At 67.6% G+C, this 18,921-nt stretch carries 17 protein-coding genes and 2 pseudogenes; 8 read left to right on the forward strand and 11 right to left on the reverse strand.

Features of this window, described 5'->3' with window-relative positions; all coding sequences use genetic code 11:
* Nucleotides 1–115: 115 nt before the first annotated feature.
* The 5 genes from F627_RS0102625 to scpB are packed head-to-tail and all read left to right on the forward strand — an operon-like array spanning nucleotide 116 to nucleotide 5,024.
* Complete coding sequence (locus F627_RS0102625; protein ID WP_018876183.1) at nucleotides 116–730, forward strand: L-threonylcarbamoyladenylate synthase; 615 nt, start codon at nucleotides 116–118, stop codon at nucleotides 728–730.
* 50 nt (nucleotides 731–780) lie between these two features.
* Complete coding sequence (locus F627_RS0102630; protein ID WP_019583190.1) at nucleotides 781–2,148, forward strand: DUF945 family protein; 1,368 nt, start codon at nucleotides 781–783, stop codon at nucleotides 2,146–2,148.
* A gap of 54 nt (nucleotides 2,149–2,202) precedes the next feature.
* A complete protein-coding gene (locus F627_RS0102635) occupies nucleotides 2,203–3,423 on the forward strand; it encodes a tryptophan--tRNA ligase (protein ID WP_018879490.1) in 1,221 nt (406 codons plus the stop codon).
* 9 nt (nucleotides 3,424–3,432) lie between these two features.
* Nucleotides 3,433–4,302 carry a ScpA family protein gene (locus F627_RS0102640; RefSeq protein ID WP_019583191.1) on the forward strand — a complete coding sequence of 290 codons (870 nt, stop codon included), beginning with the start codon at nucleotides 3,433–3,435 and terminating at the stop codon, nucleotides 4,300–4,302.
* Between the two features lie 8 nt (nucleotides 4,303–4,310).
* Complete coding sequence (scpB, locus tag F627_RS0102645) at nucleotides 4,311–5,024, forward strand: SMC-Scp complex subunit ScpB (protein WP_019592967.1); 714 nt, start codon at nucleotides 4,311–4,313, stop codon at nucleotides 5,022–5,024.
* On the opposite strand, the gene F627_RS0102650 is transcribed toward scpB, so the two are convergent.
* The gene (locus F627_RS0102650; RefSeq protein WP_019583192.1) at nucleotides 5,021–5,788 is read right to left on the reverse strand and encodes an FKBP-type peptidyl-prolyl cis-trans isomerase; all 768 of its coding nucleotides are present in this window, start codon (nucleotides 5,786–5,788) and stop codon (nucleotides 5,021–5,023) included. The genes scpB and F627_RS0102650 overlap by 4 nt on opposite strands.
* Nucleotides 5,789–6,087: 299 nt before the next feature.
* On the opposite strand from F627_RS0102650, the gene F627_RS0102655 reads away from it, so the two are divergent.
* Nucleotides 6,088–7,419, forward strand: coding sequence for a sulfite oxidase (locus F627_RS0102655; protein WP_019583193.1), 1,332 nt, complete (start codon nucleotides 6,088–6,090; stop codon nucleotides 7,417–7,419).
* A gap of 9 nt (nucleotides 7,420–7,428) precedes the next feature.
* Entirely contained in the window at nucleotides 7,429–7,755 is a 327-nt protein-coding gene (locus F627_RS0102660) for a hypothetical protein (protein ID WP_019583194.1), read from the forward strand.
* Between the two features lie 112 nt (nucleotides 7,756–7,867).
* Here the strand turns inward: F627_RS0102660 and rlmKL are convergent, their stop codons facing one another.
* The 7 genes and pseudogenes from rlmKL to F627_RS15515 all read right to left on the reverse strand — a co-directional run.
* Nucleotides 7,868–10,090: a bifunctional 23S rRNA (guanine(2069)-N(7))-methyltransferase RlmK/23S rRNA (guanine(2445)-N(2))-methyltransferase RlmL gene (rlmKL, locus tag F627_RS0102665; protein ID WP_019583195.1), complete on the reverse strand. Its 2,223-nt coding sequence runs from the start codon at nucleotides 10,088–10,090 to the stop codon at nucleotides 7,868–7,870.
* 67 nt (nucleotides 10,091–10,157) lie between these two features.
* Complete coding sequence (locus tag F627_RS0102670; protein WP_019583196.1) at nucleotides 10,158–10,946, reverse strand: ABC transporter permease; 789 nt, start codon at nucleotides 10,944–10,946, stop codon at nucleotides 10,158–10,160.
* Complete coding sequence (locus F627_RS0102675) at nucleotides 10,946–11,851, reverse strand: ABC transporter ATP-binding protein (protein WP_019583197.1); 906 nt, start codon at nucleotides 11,849–11,851, stop codon at nucleotides 10,946–10,948. The genes F627_RS0102670 and F627_RS0102675 overlap by 1 nt, the downstream gene beginning before the upstream one ends.
* Before the next feature lie 132 nt (nucleotides 11,852–11,983).
* Nucleotides 11,984–12,430 carry a DsrE family protein gene (locus F627_RS0102680; protein ID WP_019583198.1) on the reverse strand — a complete coding sequence of 149 codons (447 nt, stop codon included), beginning with the start codon at nucleotides 12,428–12,430 and terminating at the stop codon, nucleotides 11,984–11,986.
* 231 nt (nucleotides 12,431–12,661) lie between these two features.
* Entirely contained in the window at nucleotides 12,662–13,108 is a 447-nt protein-coding gene (locus F627_RS0102685) for a DsrE family protein (RefSeq protein WP_018876192.1), read from the reverse strand.
* A gap of 197 nt (nucleotides 13,109–13,305) precedes the next feature.
* Nucleotides 13,306–13,635, reverse strand: a pseudogene (locus F627_RS15510) (EamA/RhaT family transporter); the annotation flags it as partial.
* Nucleotides 13,636–13,919: 284 nt separating this feature from the next.
* A pseudogene (locus F627_RS15515) lies at nucleotides 13,920–14,450 on the reverse strand (EamA family transporter); the annotation flags it as partial.
* Nucleotides 14,451–14,526: 76 nt separating this feature from the next.
* Here F627_RS15515 and F627_RS0102695 point away from each other — a divergent pair.
* A complete protein-coding gene (locus tag F627_RS0102695) occupies nucleotides 14,527–15,435 on the forward strand; it encodes an NAD(P)-dependent oxidoreductase (RefSeq protein ID WP_019583199.1) in 909 nt (302 codons plus the stop codon).
* Nucleotides 15,436–15,438: 3 nt separating this feature from the next.
* Here F627_RS0102695 and F627_RS0102700 read toward each other — a convergent pair whose 3' ends face one another.
* From F627_RS0102700 to F627_RS0102710, 3 genes are all read right to left on the reverse strand, one after another.
* On the reverse strand, nucleotides 15,439–16,740 hold the full coding sequence (locus tag F627_RS0102700; protein ID WP_019583200.1) for an NRAMP family divalent metal transporter: 1,302 nt from the start codon (nucleotides 16,738–16,740) through the stop codon (nucleotides 15,439–15,441).
* A complete protein-coding gene (locus F627_RS0102705) occupies nucleotides 16,737–18,272 on the reverse strand; it encodes a GGDEF domain-containing protein (RefSeq protein ID WP_019583201.1) in 1,536 nt (511 codons plus the stop codon). Before F627_RS0102705 ends, F627_RS0102700 begins: the two co-directional genes overlap by 4 nt.
* Before the next feature lie 358 nt (nucleotides 18,273–18,630).
* A complete protein-coding gene (locus tag F627_RS0102710; protein ID WP_019583202.1) occupies nucleotides 18,631–18,864 on the reverse strand; it encodes a hypothetical protein in 234 nt (77 codons plus the stop codon).
* Between the last annotated feature and the right edge of the window lie 57 nt (nucleotides 18,865–18,921).

The raw sequence follows: 18,921 nt of genomic DNA on the forward strand, positions 1-18,921 counted from the left end.
GAGCGCGGGCGTGTACATGAATCAGTGTTTCCTCAGGGCCGGCCCGTGCGCGTTCTTATGGGCGTGGCGGCGGATGCGCTACACTGCGCAGCCGATCCACGCGTCGAATCGATCCATGATCTCGATCCACCCCGAAAACCCCCAGCCCCGGCTGATCCGGCAGGTCCTGGACCGGCTCCAGGACGGGGCCGTGATTGCCCTGCCGACGGATGCCTGCTATGCCCTGGCCTGCCTGCCGGGGGACAAGACCGGGGCGGACCGGATCCGCCGTATCCGCCAGGTGGACGAGACCCATCATCTGACCCTGCTGTGCCGCGATCTCTCCGAGCTGGGCGTGTACGCGAAGGTGGACAACACCGCGTTTCGCCTGATGAAGGCACTTACGCCGGGGCCCTACACCTTTATCCTGCCTGCCACCCGCGAGGTGCCGCGGCGCCTGCAACACCCCAAGCGGCGCACCATCGGGCTGCGTGTGCCGGCTAGTCCGATCCTGTCGGCGTTGCTGGCGGAGCTCGGATCACCGCTGATGTCGGCGACCCTGCAGCTCCCCGGGGACGAGAACCCGCTGAGCGAACCCTGGGAGATCGAGGATCGGCTGGGCAAGGTGGTGGACCTGGTGGTCGATGGCGGGGCCGGGACCCTGGAGGCGACCAGTGTGCTGGACCTGACCGGTGATGCCCCCGAGGTGATCCGTCACGGGATGGGCGATGTGGGATTTCTGGATGAATAGCCCCGGCCGCATACCGAGGCTACGGCGCGGCACGGCCGCAGGGAGGCGCAATGCGTAAGTGGGTGGTTCTGGCCGTGGTCGTGCTGGCGGTGGCCGCTGTGTGGCCGGTCGTGGTCGGCAAGCAGGTGGAGGGTACCGTTGCCGGAACGCATGAGGCCCAGCTGGGCGAGGTGCAGTTGCGCCACGAGATGCTTGAATACGAACGCGGCTACCTGGGCGCCAGCGGCCGCAGCCAGCTGATCCTGGAAGACCCCGACGGGCGCTTCGAGATCCCGCTGGTGCACGATATCCGTCACGGTCTGCTCGGGGCGCGCGGCGATTCGTTCGTGGATCTCGACACCCTGGCGGCGCCGGACGATTCCCTGCTCGGCCATCTGCTGCGCTCGCTGGATCTGCAGGTGCATTCGCGCTCGGGGATCGGCGGTGGCGTGACGACGCGCGTTGCGTTCGACGACCTGCGCATGGACCTGATGAGCGTGCCCGAGGTGGCCGAGCATGCCGCCACGGTGGGTGGCCCGCTGTGGCTGGATCTGGCGGCCGGCCAGGGTCGGTTCGCCTGGTCGGCCGAGCAGATCCTGGTGAGTCTGGATCTGCCGGAGCTGAGGCTGTCGGACGACACCTTCGTCTGGGAGGCGCAGGACGCCCGCTACGCCACGGTGTTCGAGGCCGACGCCGACGGGGTCTTCGGGCGCCTGCCGGACTACGAGGGCGGCCTGGCGGCGTCCGTGGTGGAGCTGCGCGAGGGTGAGGTGAGTCGGCTGCGGATCGAGCGCCCGCGTCTGGATGCCTTCCAGCAGACCAACAACGACCGCATGGACTCGCGCCTGCGCCTGCAGGTCGAGCAGGCGCGCATGGACGATGGCGCCGGCGATGCGCTGACGCTGAGCGCCCTGGACTTGCAGGCGGGCATCCTGCGCTGGGATCGTCCCAGTCTGCTGCAGTTGCTTGGCGAACTGGAATCGATCGAGGCGCGTGGCATCGAGGGCGAGCAGCGCAATGCCCTGATCGGCGCGGCGATGATCGACGCCCTCGGCGGGATGATCGAGCACCGCCCGGTGATCGAGCTCAAGGCATCGCTGAACGAGGAGCCGCCGCGCCAGGTCGCGCTGGATACCGAACTGGGGCTGTACGGCACGCAACAGACCTTTGCCACCCGTCCGCTGGAGACGCTGCGGCTGGACAGCGAACTGCGTCTCGGGCTGGAATGGGTGGCCGAATTCGACGCCGCCTATCCCGATATCGACCTGGATGCACAGCTGCACGCCCTGGCGGCTGACGGCTGGCTCCGCCGCGATGCCGAGGCCGGGTACTGGCACAGCACGCTGGCCATGGCGGACGGCCGGGTGCATATCAACGACGTGGATCGCACGGCCATGCTGCTGGCGATGCTGTTCGCCTTTTCCGGCGGCATGTTCTGAGACGACTGACCGGGCGTGGATGCGCCCGTTTCCTGACAGGAAGGGATTGATTCCGTGAGCAGCAATCAGGGTAGCAACCAGCGTGTGCTCTCCGGCATGCGCCCCACCGGGCGCCTGCATCTGGGCCATTATCACGGTGTGCTGAAGAACTGGATCGAGTTGCAGCACAACTACGAGTGCTTCTTCTTCGTCGCCGACTGGCATGCGCTGACCACCCACTACGAGGACCCGGGCGACCTGCAGCAGCATGTGACCGAGATGGTCATCGACTGGCTGGCGGCGGGTGTAAGCCCGGGGTCCGCGACGCTGTTCGTGCAGTCGCGCGTGCCCGAGCATGCCGAGTTGCATCTGCTGCTGTCGATGATCACGCCACTGGGCTGGCTGGAACGCGTACCGACCTGGAAAGACCAGCAGGAGCAGCTGCGCGAGAAGGATCTGGCGACCTACGGCTTCCTCGGCTACCCGGTGCTGCAAAGCGCGGACGTGCTGGCCTATCGCGCCGGCATGGTCCCGGTGGGCGAGGACCAGGTGTCGCACCTGGAAGTCACGCGCGAGATCGCGCGCCGCTTCAACCACCTCTACGGCCGCGAGCCGGGCTTCGCCGAGAAGGCGGAGGCCGCTGCCGACAAGATGGGCAAGAAGGCCGCCAAGCGTTACCGCGACCTGCGCAAGCGCTACCAGGAGCAGGGCGAGGACGAGGCCCTGGAGGTGGCGCGGGCGATGCTCGAGTCGCAGCAGAACATCTCGCTGGGCGACCGCGAGCGCCTGTTCGGCTACCTCGAGGGGGGCGGCAAGATCATCCTGCCGGAACCGCAGGCGCGCCTGACCCCGGCCTCGAAGATGCCGGGGCTGGACGGGCGCAAGATGTCCAAGAGCTACGGCAACACCATCAGCCTGCGCACCGAGCCGGCCGAGGTGGAGAGCCTGATCCGCACCATGCCCACCGACCCCGCGCGGGTGCGGCGCACGGACCCCGGCGATCCGGCCAAGTGCCCGGTATGGGATCTGCACAAGGTCTACACCAGCGAGAGCCAGCGCGAGGAACTCTACGCCGGCTGCACCACGGCCGGCATCGGCTGTCTGGACTGCAAACGGCCCCTGATCGAGGCGGTGCAGGCGGAGCTGGAGCCGATCCAGCAGCGCGCGAAGGAATACGCCGAGGACCCGGCGCTGGTCCGGTCCATCATCGTCGAGGGCTCCGAGGCGGCCCGCGAGGAGGCCCGCGAGACCCTGGAAGAGGTGCGCCGGGCCATGGGGCTGGACTACCTGCGATGAGCCCGGGGCATGGATCCGCACGCTGACGCGAACGACGGCCTCGAGCGCCCCGCGACGGTCGAGACCGGCGCGGACGGCGAGGTGCTTTATCGCGTGCATGGCGAGCCGGTGGCCGAGCTGCCGGCCGATCTCTACATCCCGCCCGATGCCCTGGAGGTCTTTCTTGACTCCTTCGAGGGGCCGCTGGATCTGCTGCTGTATCTGATCCGGCGGCAGAACCTCGACATCCTGGCGATCCCGATCGCCGAGATCACCCGCCAGTACATGGCCTACATCGAGGTGATGCGGGCGCTGCGTCTGGAGCTGGCCGGCGAATACCTGGTGATGGCCGCGCTGCTGGCCGAGATCAAGTCGCGCATGCTGCTGCCGCGGCCGAAGGAGGCCGAGGCGGACGAGGACGCCGACCCGCGCATGGCCCTGATCCGTCAGTTGCAGGAGTACGAACAGTTCAAGACCGCGGCCGAGCGCCTGGATGCCCTGCCGCGCATGGACCGTGACGTGTTCGCCGCGGGCGCCAGCGTCGAGGCACTGGAGGGCCCGCCGCCCCCGGCCCCGAGCATGGACGAGCTGATGGAGGCCCTGGCCGCGGTGATGCACCGCGCCAGTCTGATGGCGCACCACCATGTCTCCACCGAACAGTTGTCGGTGCGCGAGCGTATGTCCAGCATCCTCGACAGCCTGCACCCCGAGCGCTTCACCGATTTCGTGGCCCTGCTGCTGGCTGCCGAGGGGCGCCAGGGCGTGGTGGTATCGTTTCTGGCGGTGCTGGAGCTGACCAAGGCGGGCCTGGTCGAATGGGGCCAGAGCGAGCCCTACAGCCCCATCCGGCTGCGCCGGCGCGGGGCGGCCGTAGACGATGAGGGGGGAGTGCCGGCGTGAGCGACACGATGGATTCAACGATCCACGCACCCGTGGCGGCCGCGGATGACGATCAGCTGCGGGCCGTCGAGCTGGCGGTGGAGGCGGTGCTGTTCGCGGCCGCCGAGCCCGTCGCCCCCCGCGACCTCAAGGCGGCCTGCGAGGACCTCGGCGAGATCGATCAGGCGTTGCTTGAACAGGCGCTGGGCCGTCTTGAGGAGCGCTACCGGGACCGCGCCATTGAACTGGTTCGGTCCGCCGGGGGCTATCGCTTCCGCGTGCGCTCGCGTTTCTCCGCCACCGTACAGGCGGCTCAGCCCGAACGCCCGGCGCGCCTGTCGCGGGCGCTGCTGGAGACGCTGGCGATCATCGCCTACCGCCAGCCGGTCACGCGCGCGGAGATCGAGGCCGTGCGCGGGGTGGCGGTCAGCTCGGGCATCATGCGCACGCTGCAGGAGCGCGAATGGGTGCGCGTGGTGGGTCACAAGGAGGTCCCCGGACGCCCGGCGCTGTATGCGACCACGCGCGGCTTTCTGGACGACCTGGGGCTCAAGCGCCTGGAGGAGCTGCCGCCGCTGGACCAGATCCGCGATCTGGCCGACGTGGCGTCGGACGCGGGGCTGAGCCTGGCACCGCCGGAAGCGGAAGAAGACACTGGCCCGGGCACGAACCAGCGGCTGGATTTCGACGTCGCAGACGCCGAGCCGGAACCGGACTCCCGGTCCGGCTCAGCCCATAGTTAGCACTGGGCCGTTTCGGCCGCCTCGGGGCAGTCGTGCTGCACCAGACGGTTCTCGGCCAACCACTCCATGATGCCGTCGGTCACGTTGTAGAGGTTGTCGTAGCCGAGACCGTCCGCCAGCGCGCGGGCGAGGGCGCTCGTCCGGTTGCCCACGCGGCAGATCAGCACGACCTCTTCGTCTGGGTCCACCAGGTCGGTGAAGCGTTGCCCGAACTCCGGATGCAGGTCGCCGTTCTCGTCGAAAGCGGTAATGCGATGGCTGCCCTCGATCACGCCGGTCTCCGCCCACTCGTCCGGCCGGCGGATGTCGACGATTGTCGCGCCTTCCTCGATCTTCTCCGCCAGTCCCTCGTTGTCCAGGCCACTGAAGGGCGCCCGCTCGACCTCCAGCACCTCGACCTCGAAGCGCAGCGTGGCGTTGGACGGGATGATGTTGCCCGCGCCGCGTTCGCCGTAGCCAAGCTCCGGCGGGATCACGATCTCGCGCTTGCCACCCTCGCGCATGCCCATCACCCCCTGTTCGAAGCCGGGGATGACCTGGCCCCGGCCGAGGGTCAGCGCGAACGGTGTACCGGACTCGCGACTGGAGTCGAACACGCTGCCGTCGTCTTCGAGGGTGCCGGTGTAATGCAGGATCGCCGTGTCGTGGCGAACAATCTCCGGACCCTCCCCGCGTTCCACCTCGTGGATCTCGATGGAGGGCTCGGATTCCGCACTGGCGGTTGCCGTGACCATCAGGGCCGCAACCAGCGCGGCCGAAAACATAACAATAGGTGTATATGCGAACTGATGAATTGTGTTGTTCATTATGTAGATCTCGCTAATATTAAAACTTTGTGATCGGACTTTATTGTCAGTGACTTGCAGTGGCGTTGTGGTCGGCATTCTACATCGTATTCCCGGCCCCGAATACAGGTGTTAGAAGCGGTATTCTGGAATCGGTAAAAAATCCCGATCTTTTGTTGCAGGTTTTTAGAGGATGTACTAAAACTGCACTCGGCTGTCCCAGGGAGAGAGGGTCAGCACATGCGATTTCGATCCGAGTACAAGCCGGAGGCTGGCAAATGACAGACCACAAGAATGACCACACCGAACTGCAAAACAAGTCCGACGAAGAGATCAACGAAGCCGGGGAGCTGACCGAGACGGGCGCGGCCCGCCGTAGCTTCCTGGGCAAACTGGGCAAGGGCGGTGCCGCCCTGGCCGTATTCGGCATGGGGGCGGAAACCGCCATGCAGACCATGTTCAACCGCAGCACCCTGTCCAGCGCCGTCGCCGCCGGCATCGAGGGCTTCAGCGTTCCGGGCAAGGTGGATGGCTTCATCTATCTCAATGATCGTCCGATCAACGGCGAGCTGCCGCCGCACCTGCTGCACGACGAGGTCACCCCGTTCCCCAACATGTTCATCCGCAACAATGGGGTGCCGCCGGCGAAGGATTCCATCGATCCGACGCAGTGGACGCTGACCGTGAACGGTGAGGCCGCCAACCGCGAGGTGACCTACTCGATCGACGATCTGAAGAACAAGTTCGAGAACGTTGAACTGCAGATCTGGATCGAGTGCGGCGGCAACGGCCGCGCCGCGTTCGAACCGTCGCCGCGCGGTAACCAGTGGGATCTGGGCGCGATCGGCTGCCCGACCTGGACGGGCGTGCGCCTGCGTGATGTTCTGGAGGACGTCGGCTACGACAAGGACAAGGCCGTCTACATTGGCTACGACGCCGGCGACGCCCACCTCAGCGGCCGCGCCGATCTGGACGCGATCTCCCGTGGCTGCCCGATGCGCAAGGCGGTCGAGGACGAGACTATCATCGCCTTCGCGATGAACGGCGAGGACATCCCCGAGCAGCACGGGTATCCGCTGCGCCTGATCGTGCCGGGCTTCCCGGGTTCCGCCAGCGGCAAGTGGCTGCAGGGCATCATGATCCGCGACCGCGAACACGACGGCGAGAAGATGACCGGGCACAGCTACCGTGTGCCGTGCAAGCCGGTGGCCGCAGGCGCCGATGTGCCGGCGGAGGACATGTGCATCCTGGAAGAGATGCCGGTCAAATCGCTCATTACGTCCCACGAAACCGGCGCTCGTGCGAAACTCTCCGACGGCCTGACCATCTCCGGCAAGGCCTGGGATGGGTATGGGGATGTCGCGGAATTGCACGTCTCCATCGACTACGGTGCCACCTGGCAGAAGGCCAAGCTGAATGCGCCGCGTAACAAGTTTGCCTGGCAAACCTGGGAGGCGGACATCGAGTTCCCGTCCGACGGGTTCTACCAGGTCTGGGCGGTGGCAACCAACAGCCGTGGCGAGACTCAGCCGATGCGTGTCCCGGGCTGGAACCCGCGTGGTTACGGCAACAACCGGGCCCACCACATTGATGTCCACGTAGAAGCGTAAGGAGTTCGAATGAAGTCGAAGATGGTCCTGCCGGTGGCGGCCATCCTAGGCCTCTTCTGGGTGGCGCCCGCGATCGCGGGCGACCACGTCGAGGCGGCTCAGGAGTACGAAACCGATCCGGAAACCAGCCTCATCAAGGCCCCGGGGTTCGATACCGTCAAAAATAATTGCACGGTCTGCCACTCGGCCCGGTTGTTCACGAGCCGCGGGTACACCCGCAAGATCTGGCTGGAACAGATCCGCTGGATGCAGGACACCCAAGGGCTCTGGGAGTTTTCTCCCGAAGTGGAGGAAGAGATCCTGGACTACCTGGAAACCTACTACCCACCGCGTTGATCCTGACACGGTGATGACGAAACGCCCCGGCTGGTCCGGGGCGTTTTTTTGGGGGCTCACTGCATGTTGGCAGGGCGTCGCGCGGGTCGGCGTAAGCGCCTCGGCGATCCGGCTATCCGGCGTTGGCGGGTGTGATTGCCCAGCAGCGATGGGGAGGCGGCGGACGGCGGAAATCCTCGTCCAGGGTCTCGCGGGTGATGTCGCGGGCCTGGAGCCCGGTCAGCGCCGCGTGGTCCAGCTCGAAGCGGCGGCGGTTGGTGGAGAAGTACAGCACGCCATCCGGGGTGAGCAGGCGCGCCGCCGCAAGGATCAGCGGCACATGATCGCGCTGGACCTCGAAGTCATCCTCGGTGCGCTTGGAGTTGGAGAAGGTGGGCGGGTCCAGAAAGATCCGCTCGAAGACCATGCCGGGCATGTCGGTGGCGCCCTCCAGCCAGCGCACCACGTCCTCGCGCAGTAGCGTGTGGGTGCCCGGAAGGCGACGGCTGCGGCCATCGCGGATCTCGGCCTCCAGGCCATTGGCGCGGAAGTTCGCCTCGGCCCATTCCAGGTAGGTATTGGACAGGTCCACGGACACGGTCTGGCGTGCGCCCCCCACCGCGGCATGCACGCTGACCGCGGCGGTGTAGCAGAACAGGTTCAGCAGGCGCAGGTCGCGGCATTCCTGCTGCAGTCGCAGGCGCATCGGGCGGTGGTCCAGGAACAGTCCGGAATCCAGGTAGGCATCCAGGTCCACCCGCAGGCGGCAGCCGTGTTCGACCACCGTGAAGGGCGCGGCCTCGGCGGCCTCGGCGCGCTGGTACTGCGAGCGTCCCTTCTGGGCCCGGCGTTGCTTGTAGTGCAGGTGCGCGGGTTCGACGCCGGTGACCTCCAGGGTGGCGGCCAGTGCGCCACGCAGGCGGGCCTCGGCTCGGGCGGGCTCGACGCTGGCGGGGGCGGCGAACTCCTGCACATGCAGATGCAGCGTCCCGTCTTCCGCCTCGTAGCGGTCAATCTGCAGGGGATATTCGGCCAGGTCGGAATCGTAGATGCGGTAGCAGGTGATGCCCTGGCGCCGCGCCCAGCGGGTCAGGTGACGCAGGTTCTTCTGCAGGCGGTTGGCGAAGTCCGGCGCCGGGGCGGCCGGCGCTTCCTCGCGGCGATGGATCTCGAACTGGAGCAGGTGGCAGGCGAGGGTGCCGTTGTAGAAGCGGTGCTTGTGGCTGGCCCGCAGGCCCAGGCGCTGCGAGTCGGTGGTGTCCGCCACCAGCAGGGCCACGTGCCAGCCGCCAAACGCGCTACGCAGGCGCTCGCCCAGCAGGCTGTAGAGCTTGATCAGTTCCGGGGTGTTGCCGATGCGCTCGCCGTAGGGCGGGTTGCTGACCAGCATGCCGTGGTCGGCCGGGGGCTCCAGGGTCAGGGCATCGGCCTGGTCGAAGCGTGTGCACTCCTGCACCCCTGCGGCCCGGGCGGCCTTGCGCGCGGCGGCCACCGCGCCCCGGTCGCGGTCGCTGCCCAGCAGTGGCGGGCCCTGCCAGGGGCGCACGGTATCGCGGGCCTCGGCCAGGCAGCGGTCCCAGAGCTCCGCATCATGGCCGGACCAGCCCCGGGCCCGGAATCCCGCGCGCAGCAGCCCCGGTGCGGTACGGGTCGCCATCAGGGCCGCTTCGATCACCAGTGTCCCGCCGCCGCAGAACGGGTCGAGGAATGGCGCGTCGGGATGGGCCTCCAGGTGCTCCGGCCAGCCGGCGCGCATCAGCAGCGCGGCGGCCAGATTTTCGCGCAGCGGGGCCTGGCCGCCGGTGCCGCGGTAGCCGCGCCGGTGCAGGCCGCCGTTGCCGATATCCAGGCTGATCTGCGCCTGCCGGCCCTGCAGTTGCAGCAGCACGCGTACGTCCGGGTCGGCGGCATCGACATTGGGGCGTTCGCCGGTGGCGGCGCGGAAGGCGTCGACGATGCCGTCTTTGACCCGCACCCCGGCGAAGTGGGTATGCCCGATGTGCGAGCTCTTGCCGGTGACGGCCACCGCGAAGGTGGCGCCGAGGCCGAACAGGGCGGGCCAGTCCAGGGCCCGGCTGGTGGCGTGGCAGGCATCGCCGTCCGGTTCATCGAAGCGAGCCAGGGGCAGCAGGATGCGGCTGGCCACCCGGCTGCCGAGCAGGCAGCGGTACAGCGTGGCAAGGTCCGCCCGGAAGTGGATGCCGGCGCGGTCCTCGCGCAGATCCGTCGCGCCGAAGCCTTCGAGCTCGCGTGCGACCAGCGGGGCGAGCCCGCCGGCGGCGGTCGCGAGATACACGCGGGTGGTGGCCGCCGGGTCGTAGGGCAGGATCGTGTCGTCGGCAGGGGTGTCGGTCATTGCGGGCTCGGACAGGCAGGGCGGGAAGGCCGCTTATTCTGGCACACCCGGCGGCGCGTTCGGCCCCTCAGCGCAGCAGGCGGCGGCGGATCAGGAAGGTCGCGAGGACGATGGCGCCGCCGCCGTAGGCGGCGATCACCGTCAGATGCGGCAGCCAGGCGTCCGGCCAGGCGCCGGTCATCAGCGGGCGGACGATCTCGAGCACATGCGCCAGCGGCAGGGCCAGCGCCAGGCCCTGCACCCAGCCGGGCAGCTCGGTGAGCGGGAAGAACACACCGGAGAGCAGGAGCATGGGGGTTACCGCCAGAGTGAAGTAGTAGAGGAAGAAGTCGTAGCTGCGCGCCAGCGCGGTGATCACCAGCGCCAGCGCGCCGAAGGTGAACGCGGCGAGGAAGATCACCGGCAGCGCCAGCAGCGCGCGGGCATCGCTGACCAGCCCCAGCAGGCTGGCGACGACCAGGATGGTGATGGCGCTGACCAGGCCCTTGGTCGCCGCCCAGACGGCCTCGGCGAAGACGATGTCGTCAAGCGTGAGCGGCGTGGCGAGCATGCCCAGCCAGGTGTTCTGCTCCGCCATGCGGGTGTAGGCGGAATACATGCCCTCGAAGCTGGCGGTGAACATCGCGGAGGAACAGATGATGCCGGAGGCGATGAACACCATGTAGCGCATGCCGTCGAGGTCGCCGACCAGGCTGCCAAAGCCGTAGCCGAACGCCAGCAGGTACAGGATCGGTTCGCCGAAGTTGCCGAGCATCGACGGCACGATCAGCTTGCGCCAGACCAGCGCGTTGCGCCGCCAGACGGCGACGAAGCGCAGGCTGGGACGGGGCAGCAGGGGCATCGCGGGATGGGCCATCAGTCGCGCAGCTCGTGTCCGGTGAGTTTCAGGAAGACGTCTTCCAGATCGGCCTCGCGCAGGGTGGGTTCGTGGCCGAGCGCGCGCAGGCGTTCGCGCAGGCGGTCCGGCTCGCTGGTGTAGACCAGCCAGGTATCGGCCACCTGGTGGGCGCGGTCCTTCCCGCCCAGTTCGCGCTGCAGTACATCGCCGGCTCCGGCCCCGCCCACCGTCAGCACCCAGGGTTCGATGTGCTCGGCGATCAGGCGGCTGGGGGCGTCACAGGCAATGATGCGGCCGTGGTCGATGATCGCGATCCGGTCGCACAGCTCCTCGGCCTCCTCCATGTAATGCGTGGTCAGCACCAGGGTGACCCCGGAGGCGCGCAGCGCCCGTAGCTGGCGCCACAGGTGATGGCGGGCCTGCGGGTCGAGGCCGGTGGTGGGTTCGTCGAGGACGACGACTTCCGGCTCGTTGATCAGGGCGCGGGCCAGGGTCAGGCGCCGCTTCATGCCGCCGGACAGGGCGTCGATGCGGGCGCCGCGCTTGTCGTTCAGGTTGACCTGTTCCAGCAGACGGTCGATGCGCGCCTCGACGCTCGGCCCGGCCAGGCCGAAGTAGGCGGCGTAGGTGCGCATGTTCTCGATCACCGTGAAGTCGGGATCGAGGGTGTCGAACTGCGGGACGATGCCCAGGCGTTCGCGCACGGCGCGTTCGCCCTCGGGCATCGGCAGGCCCAGGACCTCGACCCGGCCCCCGTCGATCGGGGTCATGCCGAGCAGCATGCGCAGGGTGGTGGTCTTGCCGGCCCCGTTGGGACCCAGCAGCCCGAAGAATTCGCCCGGAGCGATCTCGAGGTCCACGCCGTCGACCACGTGGACGCCGTCGTAGGTCTTGCGGAGCTGGTCGATACGGATCGCGGACACGGCGGGACTCGCGGCGAAGGGGTGCGCATACCATACCGGTTCGGGGGCCTGCTCCCAATGGCCCGGGGCCGCGCCATGAAAAAGGCCCGGATCGTTCGATCCGGGCCGGTCGTTCTGATACCGCTGTCGGCGTTACGGACGGCTGTAGGTATAACCCTGGTGCTGCAACCAGGAAATATGGGCCACGCCGCTGGGGATCACGTCGTCCTCGGAGGCATCGAACAGCTCGTCCAGTGCGATGTTGCGCCCGCGCAGGGTGTTCGCGCAGACCTGGAACTCCACGTCCTGCATCTTCAGGTTCTCGATGCGCCCGCGCAGGTTCTCGTTGGTCATCGCGGTCTGGAGCAGGCCGAGGCCATCGCCATGCATGACGACCTTGATGTCCATGTTCTCGGCGCCGACCGCGTTGATGTGGTTCTGGATGTTGCCCATCGCCGCCATGTAGCGCCGTTCGTCATCGTAGTTCACGTGGTAGACGACCTTGTGATAGCCATAGTCGAAGTCGCCCGCGGCGGCCAGGCCGGGGAGGCTCAGCACCATCGCGAGCAGGGCGGGAAGGATCAGTTTCATTGCGTTCATTGCACAGGTTCCTCCTGAAACAATCACGAACCCGGGCGGGTCTTGGGTACGCCACGGGGCCTTGCGCCGGGGTTGGCGCGCCGCGACCGGGGGCTTCACTGGGAAGGCGGTCGGCGGCTGTTTATAAGACGCACGGGGCATGCGCCTATTCCCGTTCGGGCGGAACAACAAAAAGAAAAAGGCCCGGGAAAACCCGGGCCCAAAAAGACCACCAAAGGAGGAAGGGGTGGTTTACGGCTTGCTGTAGGTGTAGCCCTGCTGCTGCAGGTAAGAGATGTGTGCCACGCCGCTCGGGATGATGTCGGCCTCGGTGGCATCGTAGAGGTCGTTCTCGATGTCATAGCCGCGGCCACGAACCGTGTTGGCACAGACCTGGAAGTCGACGTTCTGCATCTTCAGGTTGTCGATCGACCCCTTCAGGTTCTCGTTCTCCAGCGCGTGGGCCAGCAGCGACAGACCATTGCCGTGCATGACGACTTTGACGTCCATGTTGTCTGCACCGACCGCGTTGATATGGTTCTGGATGTTGCGCAGCATGCCGCTCTGGCGGTTCTCGTTGTCGTAGTTCACGTGATAAACGACCTTGTGGGTGCCATAGTCGAAATCACTCGCGGATGCCGCGCCCGGGAGGGCAAAGGCGGCGGCCATTGCCAGCGGAAGAATAATGCTCTTTTTCATGTTCAGGCTCCTGCTTGTGTTCCCGTGTGTTCGTTGTCGATACGCCCGGGGCGTATGTCGCGCTGCAAGCAGCTGACCGGATCCGGTGGCGAAGGTCCGTGCCTTTCGTTTCCGGTTACAGGTAGGACGGGAACTATCCGGGATTATTCCGATCCGAATTTAGATAACTGCCTGATCATATGTAGAAAATTAGAACATTAGAGAGTGGTTCTTCGCATACCCCAGGCGGCGTGCAGGGCCAGGGTCAGGAGTACCAGGCCGCCGGCCAGCAGCGTGAAGCTGCTCGGGGCCTCGGCCAGGAACAGCCAGACCCAGAGGGTGCCGAACACCGCCTCCAGGACCAGGAACAGCGCGACCTCGCCGGCCGGCAGGAAACGGGTCGACAGGGCGATCAGCGCGAGTGCCAGCGGGAGCTGCACCAGGCCCATCACGGCGAGCACCGCGAAGCTGTCGAGGCCGATCGCGAGGGGTGCCGCCAGCGGCCACGCGATGACGGCCGCCAGCAACCCTCCCGCCGCGATCACGGCTAGGGAAACACTGATCAATGTTCACGCTCGCGTTGGCACCCCAGGTTTTCCGAGACAAGGCGCGGTGCGCAGCGGGTAGTGGTTCTACCCGCAAGTGGCGCAACGCAGGATCGGGGAACCTGGGGTGCCAACCCCACAAATCATTCAATGCAGGGGCTCGGCCGCTTTTGTGCGCGCACAGCGTTGCGGCTCCCTTGTGCAGAATGACTGCACGGCAGTCACCGCGCCTTGTTCGCACGCAAAAGCGACTCGAGCGCGAGCGTGCACATTGATCAGTGTTTCCCTAGGCGATCCACCCGCGGCGAACGCCGCAGCAACGTCAGGTTGATGCCGACCACGAGCGCGGCCATCAGCGCAAGCCCGTCCCCCAGCCAGCCCCCGGCCTCCAGCGACCCGGCAAACACGCCGATGATCCCGCCGAGGCAGACCAGCATCGCGACCCACGTCCGCGGGGGCACCCACTCGCGCAGCAGTACCCCGGAAAACACGGCGGCGAACAGCGGCGAGGCGGCCAGGATCACCACCACGTTGGCCACCGTGGTGTGCAGGATGGCTAGCACGAAGAGGATGGTGGTGGCGGCAAAGCCCGCCGAGACCCAGCCGGCATCCGTGCCGCTCAGGCGCAGGTGGGTCCAGGCCCAGCGCCCGTCGAGGACACGCAGCAACAGGGTCAGGGCAAGCGCCATCAGCAGCCCGCGCCAGAAGACGATGTTCATGCCCTGAGTGTCGGCCAGGCGCACCAGCAGCCCGTCGAAGCTGAGCGCCATCACTCCGATGAAGGCGAGCAGCGAGCCGTGCAGGTGTTCACGTCGCATGATTCGGGTCACCCTCCATGTGCCGCTTTTCCAGCGGGGTTGTTACAGTGCGTGGGTACCGTTTTCGGAGTGCCCTATGTCCGCATCCCCCATCCCGCCCGAACTGCAGCCGATCGGGGCCATTGGCCTCGGCATCATGGGCGCGCCCATGAACCGCAACCTCCTGGCCGCCGGGGCCGAAGTTCGTGTCTGGGCACGCCGGCCGGAGACGGCGGAAGCACTCGCGCAGGAGGGGGCGCAGTCGTGCGCGAGCCTCCCGGAGCTGGTTCGCGGCGTGCGGGTGCTGGTGCTGAATGTGTCTGATACGCCGGATGTCGAGGCGCTGATGCTGGGCCCGGACGGCATCCTGGAGCACGCCCGTCCCGGCCTGATCGTGATCGACCACAGCACCATCGACCCGATGCGGACGCGTGCCATCGCCCGCGCGGCCGCCGAACGCGAAGTGACCTTCGTGGATGCCCCGGTCTCGGGGGGCGAACCCGGTGCCCGGGCCGGTTCTCTGAGCCTGATGGTAGGCGGCCCCGCCGCGGTGGTCGAGTCGCTGCGCCCGATCTTCGAGGTCGTGGGGTCCACCCTGACCCACGTGGGTGACAGCGGCGCGGGGCAGATCGCCAAGGCCTGCAACCAGCTGGTGGTGGGCGAGACGCTGGTCGCGATGGGCGAGGCCTTCGCGCTGGCGGAGCAGTCGGGCGTGGATCCGGCCCGGGTCCGCGAGGCGCTGATGGGCGGCTTTGCCAGCTCGCGCATCCTGGAGGTGCATGGCCAGCGCCTGCTGGACGGGGATTTCGAGCCGGGGTTCCAGGTCGGGCTGTATCACAAGGACCTGGGTATCATCGCCGATCTGAGCCGGGACCTTGGGCTGGCGACCGATGGGCTCAAGCCGGTGCGCGAGGCCGTGGATGCAGCGCTTGAGGCCGGGCAGGCCCGGCATGATGTGTCGATCCTCGCCCGCTTCTGCGTGCGCGCCGGCGAGCCGGGGGCCTGAACGTCAGAGTCCGAAGCGCCAGACCAGCCAGGCCAGCGAAAACCCGGCGAGGAAGATGATGCCGGCCCAGGCCAGCGCGCGCAGGCCGGGCCCGGGTCGGGCATCCGCCGGCATATCCGGTGACATCACCGCGCGAAAGGTGATCCAGGCGAGGATCGGGGCCGAGAGGAAGGAAAGGGTGGTCGCGATATCGACGAAGCGTGTGAACTGCTCGCCGGCGAGCCAGATCAGGGCCAACGCCCCGGTGGCGACGATCAGCAGGGCGATGCGATAGCCCCACCAGTCCAGTCCGCGCTCGGCCCTGGCGGGGGCCTCCATGTCCTGCATCGAGTGGCCGTTCTCCCGCAGGGCGCGGATGATGGCCATGATCACCCGGGGGTAGGCGTCGGTCACGGCCAGCGTTGTGGAGAACATGGTCGTCAGTGCCGCGATGGCGATGAGCGTCCGGCTCCACTCGCCCAGGCTCTGGGCATAGAGATCCACCAGTTGGGCCGAGAACGCGGCCGCCCCTGGTGCAAAGCCGATACCCGTGCCGTACATCAAGAGCGCCCCCAGCAGCATAAACGCGAGCGCCAGCAGGGTGGCCCCGAGGTAGCCCAGGCGGAAATCGAACACGGCCTCGCGCACGCTCGGGTGGTGGCCGGTCAGGCGGGCGCGTTCTTGGGTCCAGACCGAGTGCCAGGCCGCGACGTCCAGCGGGATCGGCATCCAGCCGAGCAGGGCCAGCACGAAGGCGAAGCCGGCCAGGGTCCACAGGCTCGACCACTCCGGCGCGCCGGAGAGGGTCTGCCAGTCCGGGGCCTCCTGGAAGGCCAGGGCCACCGCGACCACGGTGGAGACACTCAGCGCGGCCATGATGATCTTCATGCCCAGGTCGAGCCCCTTGTAGGCCTCGACCATCAGGAAGGCGATGCAGGCGGCCAGGATCAGTGCGGAGAGTACGACCATCGATAGGTCCAGCCCGAAGACCAGAGCGAACAGCCCCGCGGTGGTCAGCGTCACCACGGCCTGGATGATGAACAGCGTGCCCAGCGTCACCGCGATATACAGGCCCAGGGCCCAGTTGCCGAGCCGGTGATAGCCGGTCAGCAGGTTGTGCCCGGTGGCGGCCGCGTAGCGTGGCCCGAATTCCAGAAAGGGGTACTTGAACAGGCAGGCCATGAGCACGATCGGGATCAGCAGCAGCCCGTATTCGGCGCCGCCACGGGTGGCCTGGACCAGATGCGAGACGCCCACCGCCGCCCCGGCCATCAGCAGGCCGGGGCCGATCGCAGCGCGCAGCGTGGCGCGGGTGGATGCGGTCATGAATCGATGTTTCCTTGATCGGTTGCTGCCGTGTCCGACTGGGGCAGGGCGTCGGTGCTGGCGATGATAATGCGGTCGCGTCCGCTGTTCTTGGCGGCGTACAGGGCCTGGTCGGCGCGGCCCAGCAGCGAATCCGCCGTATCCCCCGGGCGGAAGCTGGCAAGGCCGCCGGAGCAGGTCTGGCCGCTGGGCATCGCCGCGCGCAGGCGCTCCAGGATATGGCGCGTCTGCCGGGCATCCGTATGCGGAAACACGATCACGAACTCCTCGCCGCCGAAGCGCACCAGCAGGTCCGTGGGGCGCAGGCTCGGGCGCCAGGCGCGGACCATGTCGCGGAGCAGGGCGTCGCCGGCGGCATGGCCGTGGGTGTCGTTGTAGCGCTTGAAGTGATCGATATCCAGGAAGGCCAGGGTCAGTGGTCCGGCATTACGCTCGGCCCGCGCGATTTCGCGGTCCAGTTGTTCCTCCAGGTGGCGACGATTGCCGACCCCGGTCAGTGCATCGCTGCGGGAGAGGTGTTCCAGTCGCTGCGCCAGTACATGGGTTTCGCGGAGCAGGCCCGCCATGCGGTACATCACCAGCAGGAACAGCAGGATGGAGGCAATCGCGGCCACGCGGATGGTTTCCGTCTCGCCGCCGGCGGTGGCCAGGATCACCATGGGGACCAGCACCGAGGCCGCCCCCAGGATCAGCAGCCGCCGCCCGGAAAGCTCGGCAGGCGAGGTATGGGTTCGCGGCTCCACCCTCGCGGACGGGTGCCATGCGGCCGCCGCGATCAGCGCATAGGCCACGAGCCAGAGGGCGTCGGTCAGCCCGCCTGCCCGGTACCAGCCCGCGGAGTTGCCATGGGCATACAGCAGGTCGGCGGCCAGATAGGCCAGCATCCCCAATAGCAGGAAGCTGTGGGCAGTGATGCCCGTACGCTGCAGGAACACCAGGCGTAGCACCAGCACCAGCAGGATGAGATCGGCAACGGGGTAGCCCGTGGAGACCAGCAGTTGCAGCCAGCCGAGTCCGGGGTCGTAGGTGTAGGGGGCGATCAGCAGGGCCCAGCCGAGGACCGCGGCCGAGATCCCCACGATCAGCGCATCCACGAAGGCGCCGTCGTCCCGCGCGGCCTGGGCCCCCAGCCGCCACAACGCCACCGCGAACAGCGGGTACACGGCGAGGTAGAAGACATCCGCGGCCGAAGGGAAGGGCTCCAGGCCCTGCAGGTCCAGCCAGTACCAGATGCCGTGCCCCGTGGCGGCCAGTGCCAGCGCGGCGGCGATCAGGGCCCAGGACGAGGCGGCGAACGGGCGTTGAGGGCGCAGGGTGGCGAGGGCAACTGCCACCGCGGCGCCGGCGGTCGTGATGACGTAGAGGGCGCTGGCCAGCGGGCCATGGGGCAGGGCGACATAGGCCATGGCCAGCACCAGGCCGATGCCCAGCAGTACGCCCCAGCCCTCCGGGCGCGGCCGTCGCGCGGTGCGGCGGGCGTCCCTGCTTGCGGCATGCGTGCTGCCACGCTGGATGTCGGCCGATTCCCCCATCGGCCGTATGGTGACAGACCGATGCGGGATTGTCCCGTCTCCGCGCGGCGCGCGGCTCCCTCCGCAGGGGGGCCTTAAGGAGACGCTGATTGAATCGCACGTCCGCGCTCGAGTCGCTTTTGCGCGCGAACAAGGCGCGGTGACTGCCGTGCAGTCATTCTGCACAAGGGAACCGCAACGCTGTGCGCGCGCAAAAGCGGCCGAGCCCCTGCTTTCACTGGCTTGTGGGGTTGGTGCCCCCTGTTCCCCGATCCTGCGTTGCGCCGCTTGCGGGTAGAACCACTACCCGCTGCACGACGCGCCTTGTCTCGGAAAACAGGGGGCGCCAACGCGGACGTGCGATTCAATCAGCGTCTCCTTAAAGGCCGATCAGTTCGGCGTGCACACCGGAGGCTGTGACCGTGTCCAGCAGCTTGCGGCTGTTGATGCGTTGCGGGTCGTACTCCACCACCATCAGGTGCGGGCGTTCGTCGTGGCTGGACGCGGCCATCACGCCCGGGAGTTCGCGCAGGGCATCCTGGATGCGTTCGCGGGCCGCGTGGTCGGTGTCCTCGTCGATGTGGATGGTGACATCCGCCATATGACTGCTCATTGCGGGCTCCTTCGGCCGCGGGGCCGTGTGCCTACAACATGAATATAGACGCTGCCG

It is taken from the genome of Thioalkalivibrio sp. ALE16 (assembly GCF_000381305.1).
In the GTDB taxonomy this organism is placed as follows: Bacteria; Pseudomonadota; Gammaproteobacteria; order Ectothiorhodospirales; family Ectothiorhodospiraceae; genus Thioalkalivibrio.

Bases quoted from the DNA above. Each gene is read 5' to 3' on its own strand.
- F627_RS0102655 (WP_019583193.1), top strand. From the start codon at position 6,088: ATGACAGACCACAAGAATGACCACACCGAACTGCAAAACAAGTCCGAC.
- scpB (WP_019592967.1), top strand. From the start codon at position 4,311: ATGGATTCAACGATCCACGCACCCGTGGCGGCCGCGGATGACGATCAG.
- F627_RS0102685 (WP_018876192.1), bottom strand. From the start codon at position 13,108: ATGAAAAAGAGCATTATTCTTCCGCTGGCAATGGCCGCCGCCTTTGCC.
- F627_RS0102650 (WP_019583192.1), bottom strand. From the start codon at position 5,788: ATGTTTTCGGCCGCGCTGGTTGCGGCCCTGATGGTCACGGCAACCGCC.
- F627_RS0102660 (WP_019583194.1), top strand. From the start codon at position 7,429: ATGAAGTCGAAGATGGTCCTGCCGGTGGCGGCCATCCTAGGCCTCTTC.
- F627_RS0102710 (WP_019583202.1), bottom strand. From the start codon at position 18,864: ATGAGCAGTCATATGGCGGATGTCACCATCCACATCGACGAGGACACC.
- F627_RS0102630 (WP_019583190.1), top strand. From the start codon at position 781: ATGCGTAAGTGGGTGGTTCTGGCCGTGGTCGTGCTGGCGGTGGCCGCT.
- F627_RS0102700 (WP_019583200.1), bottom strand. From the start codon at position 16,740: ATGACCGCATCCACCCGCGCCACGCTGCGCGCTGCGATCGGCCCCGGC.
- F627_RS0102670 (WP_019583196.1), bottom strand. From the start codon at position 10,946: ATGGCCCATCCCGCGATGCCCCTGCTGCCCCGTCCCAGCCTGCGCTTC.
- F627_RS0102695 (WP_019583199.1), top strand. From the start codon at position 14,527: ATGTCCGCATCCCCCATCCCGCCCGAACTGCAGCCGATCGGGGCCATT.
- rlmKL (WP_019583195.1), bottom strand. From the start codon at position 10,090: ATGACCGACACCCCTGCCGACGACACGATCCTGCCCTACGACCCGGCG.
- F627_RS0102625 (WP_018876183.1), top strand. From the start codon at position 116: ATGATCTCGATCCACCCCGAAAACCCCCAGCCCCGGCTGATCCGGCAG.
- F627_RS0102640 (WP_019583191.1), top strand. From the start codon at position 3,433: ATGGATCCGCACGCTGACGCGAACGACGGCCTCGAGCGCCCCGCGACG.
- F627_RS0102705 (WP_019583201.1), bottom strand. From the start codon at position 18,272: ATGGGGGAATCGGCCGACATCCAGCGTGGCAGCACGCATGCCGCAAGC.
- F627_RS0102680 (WP_019583198.1), bottom strand. From the start codon at position 12,430: ATGAACGCAATGAAACTGATCCTTCCCGCCCTGCTCGCGATGGTGCTG.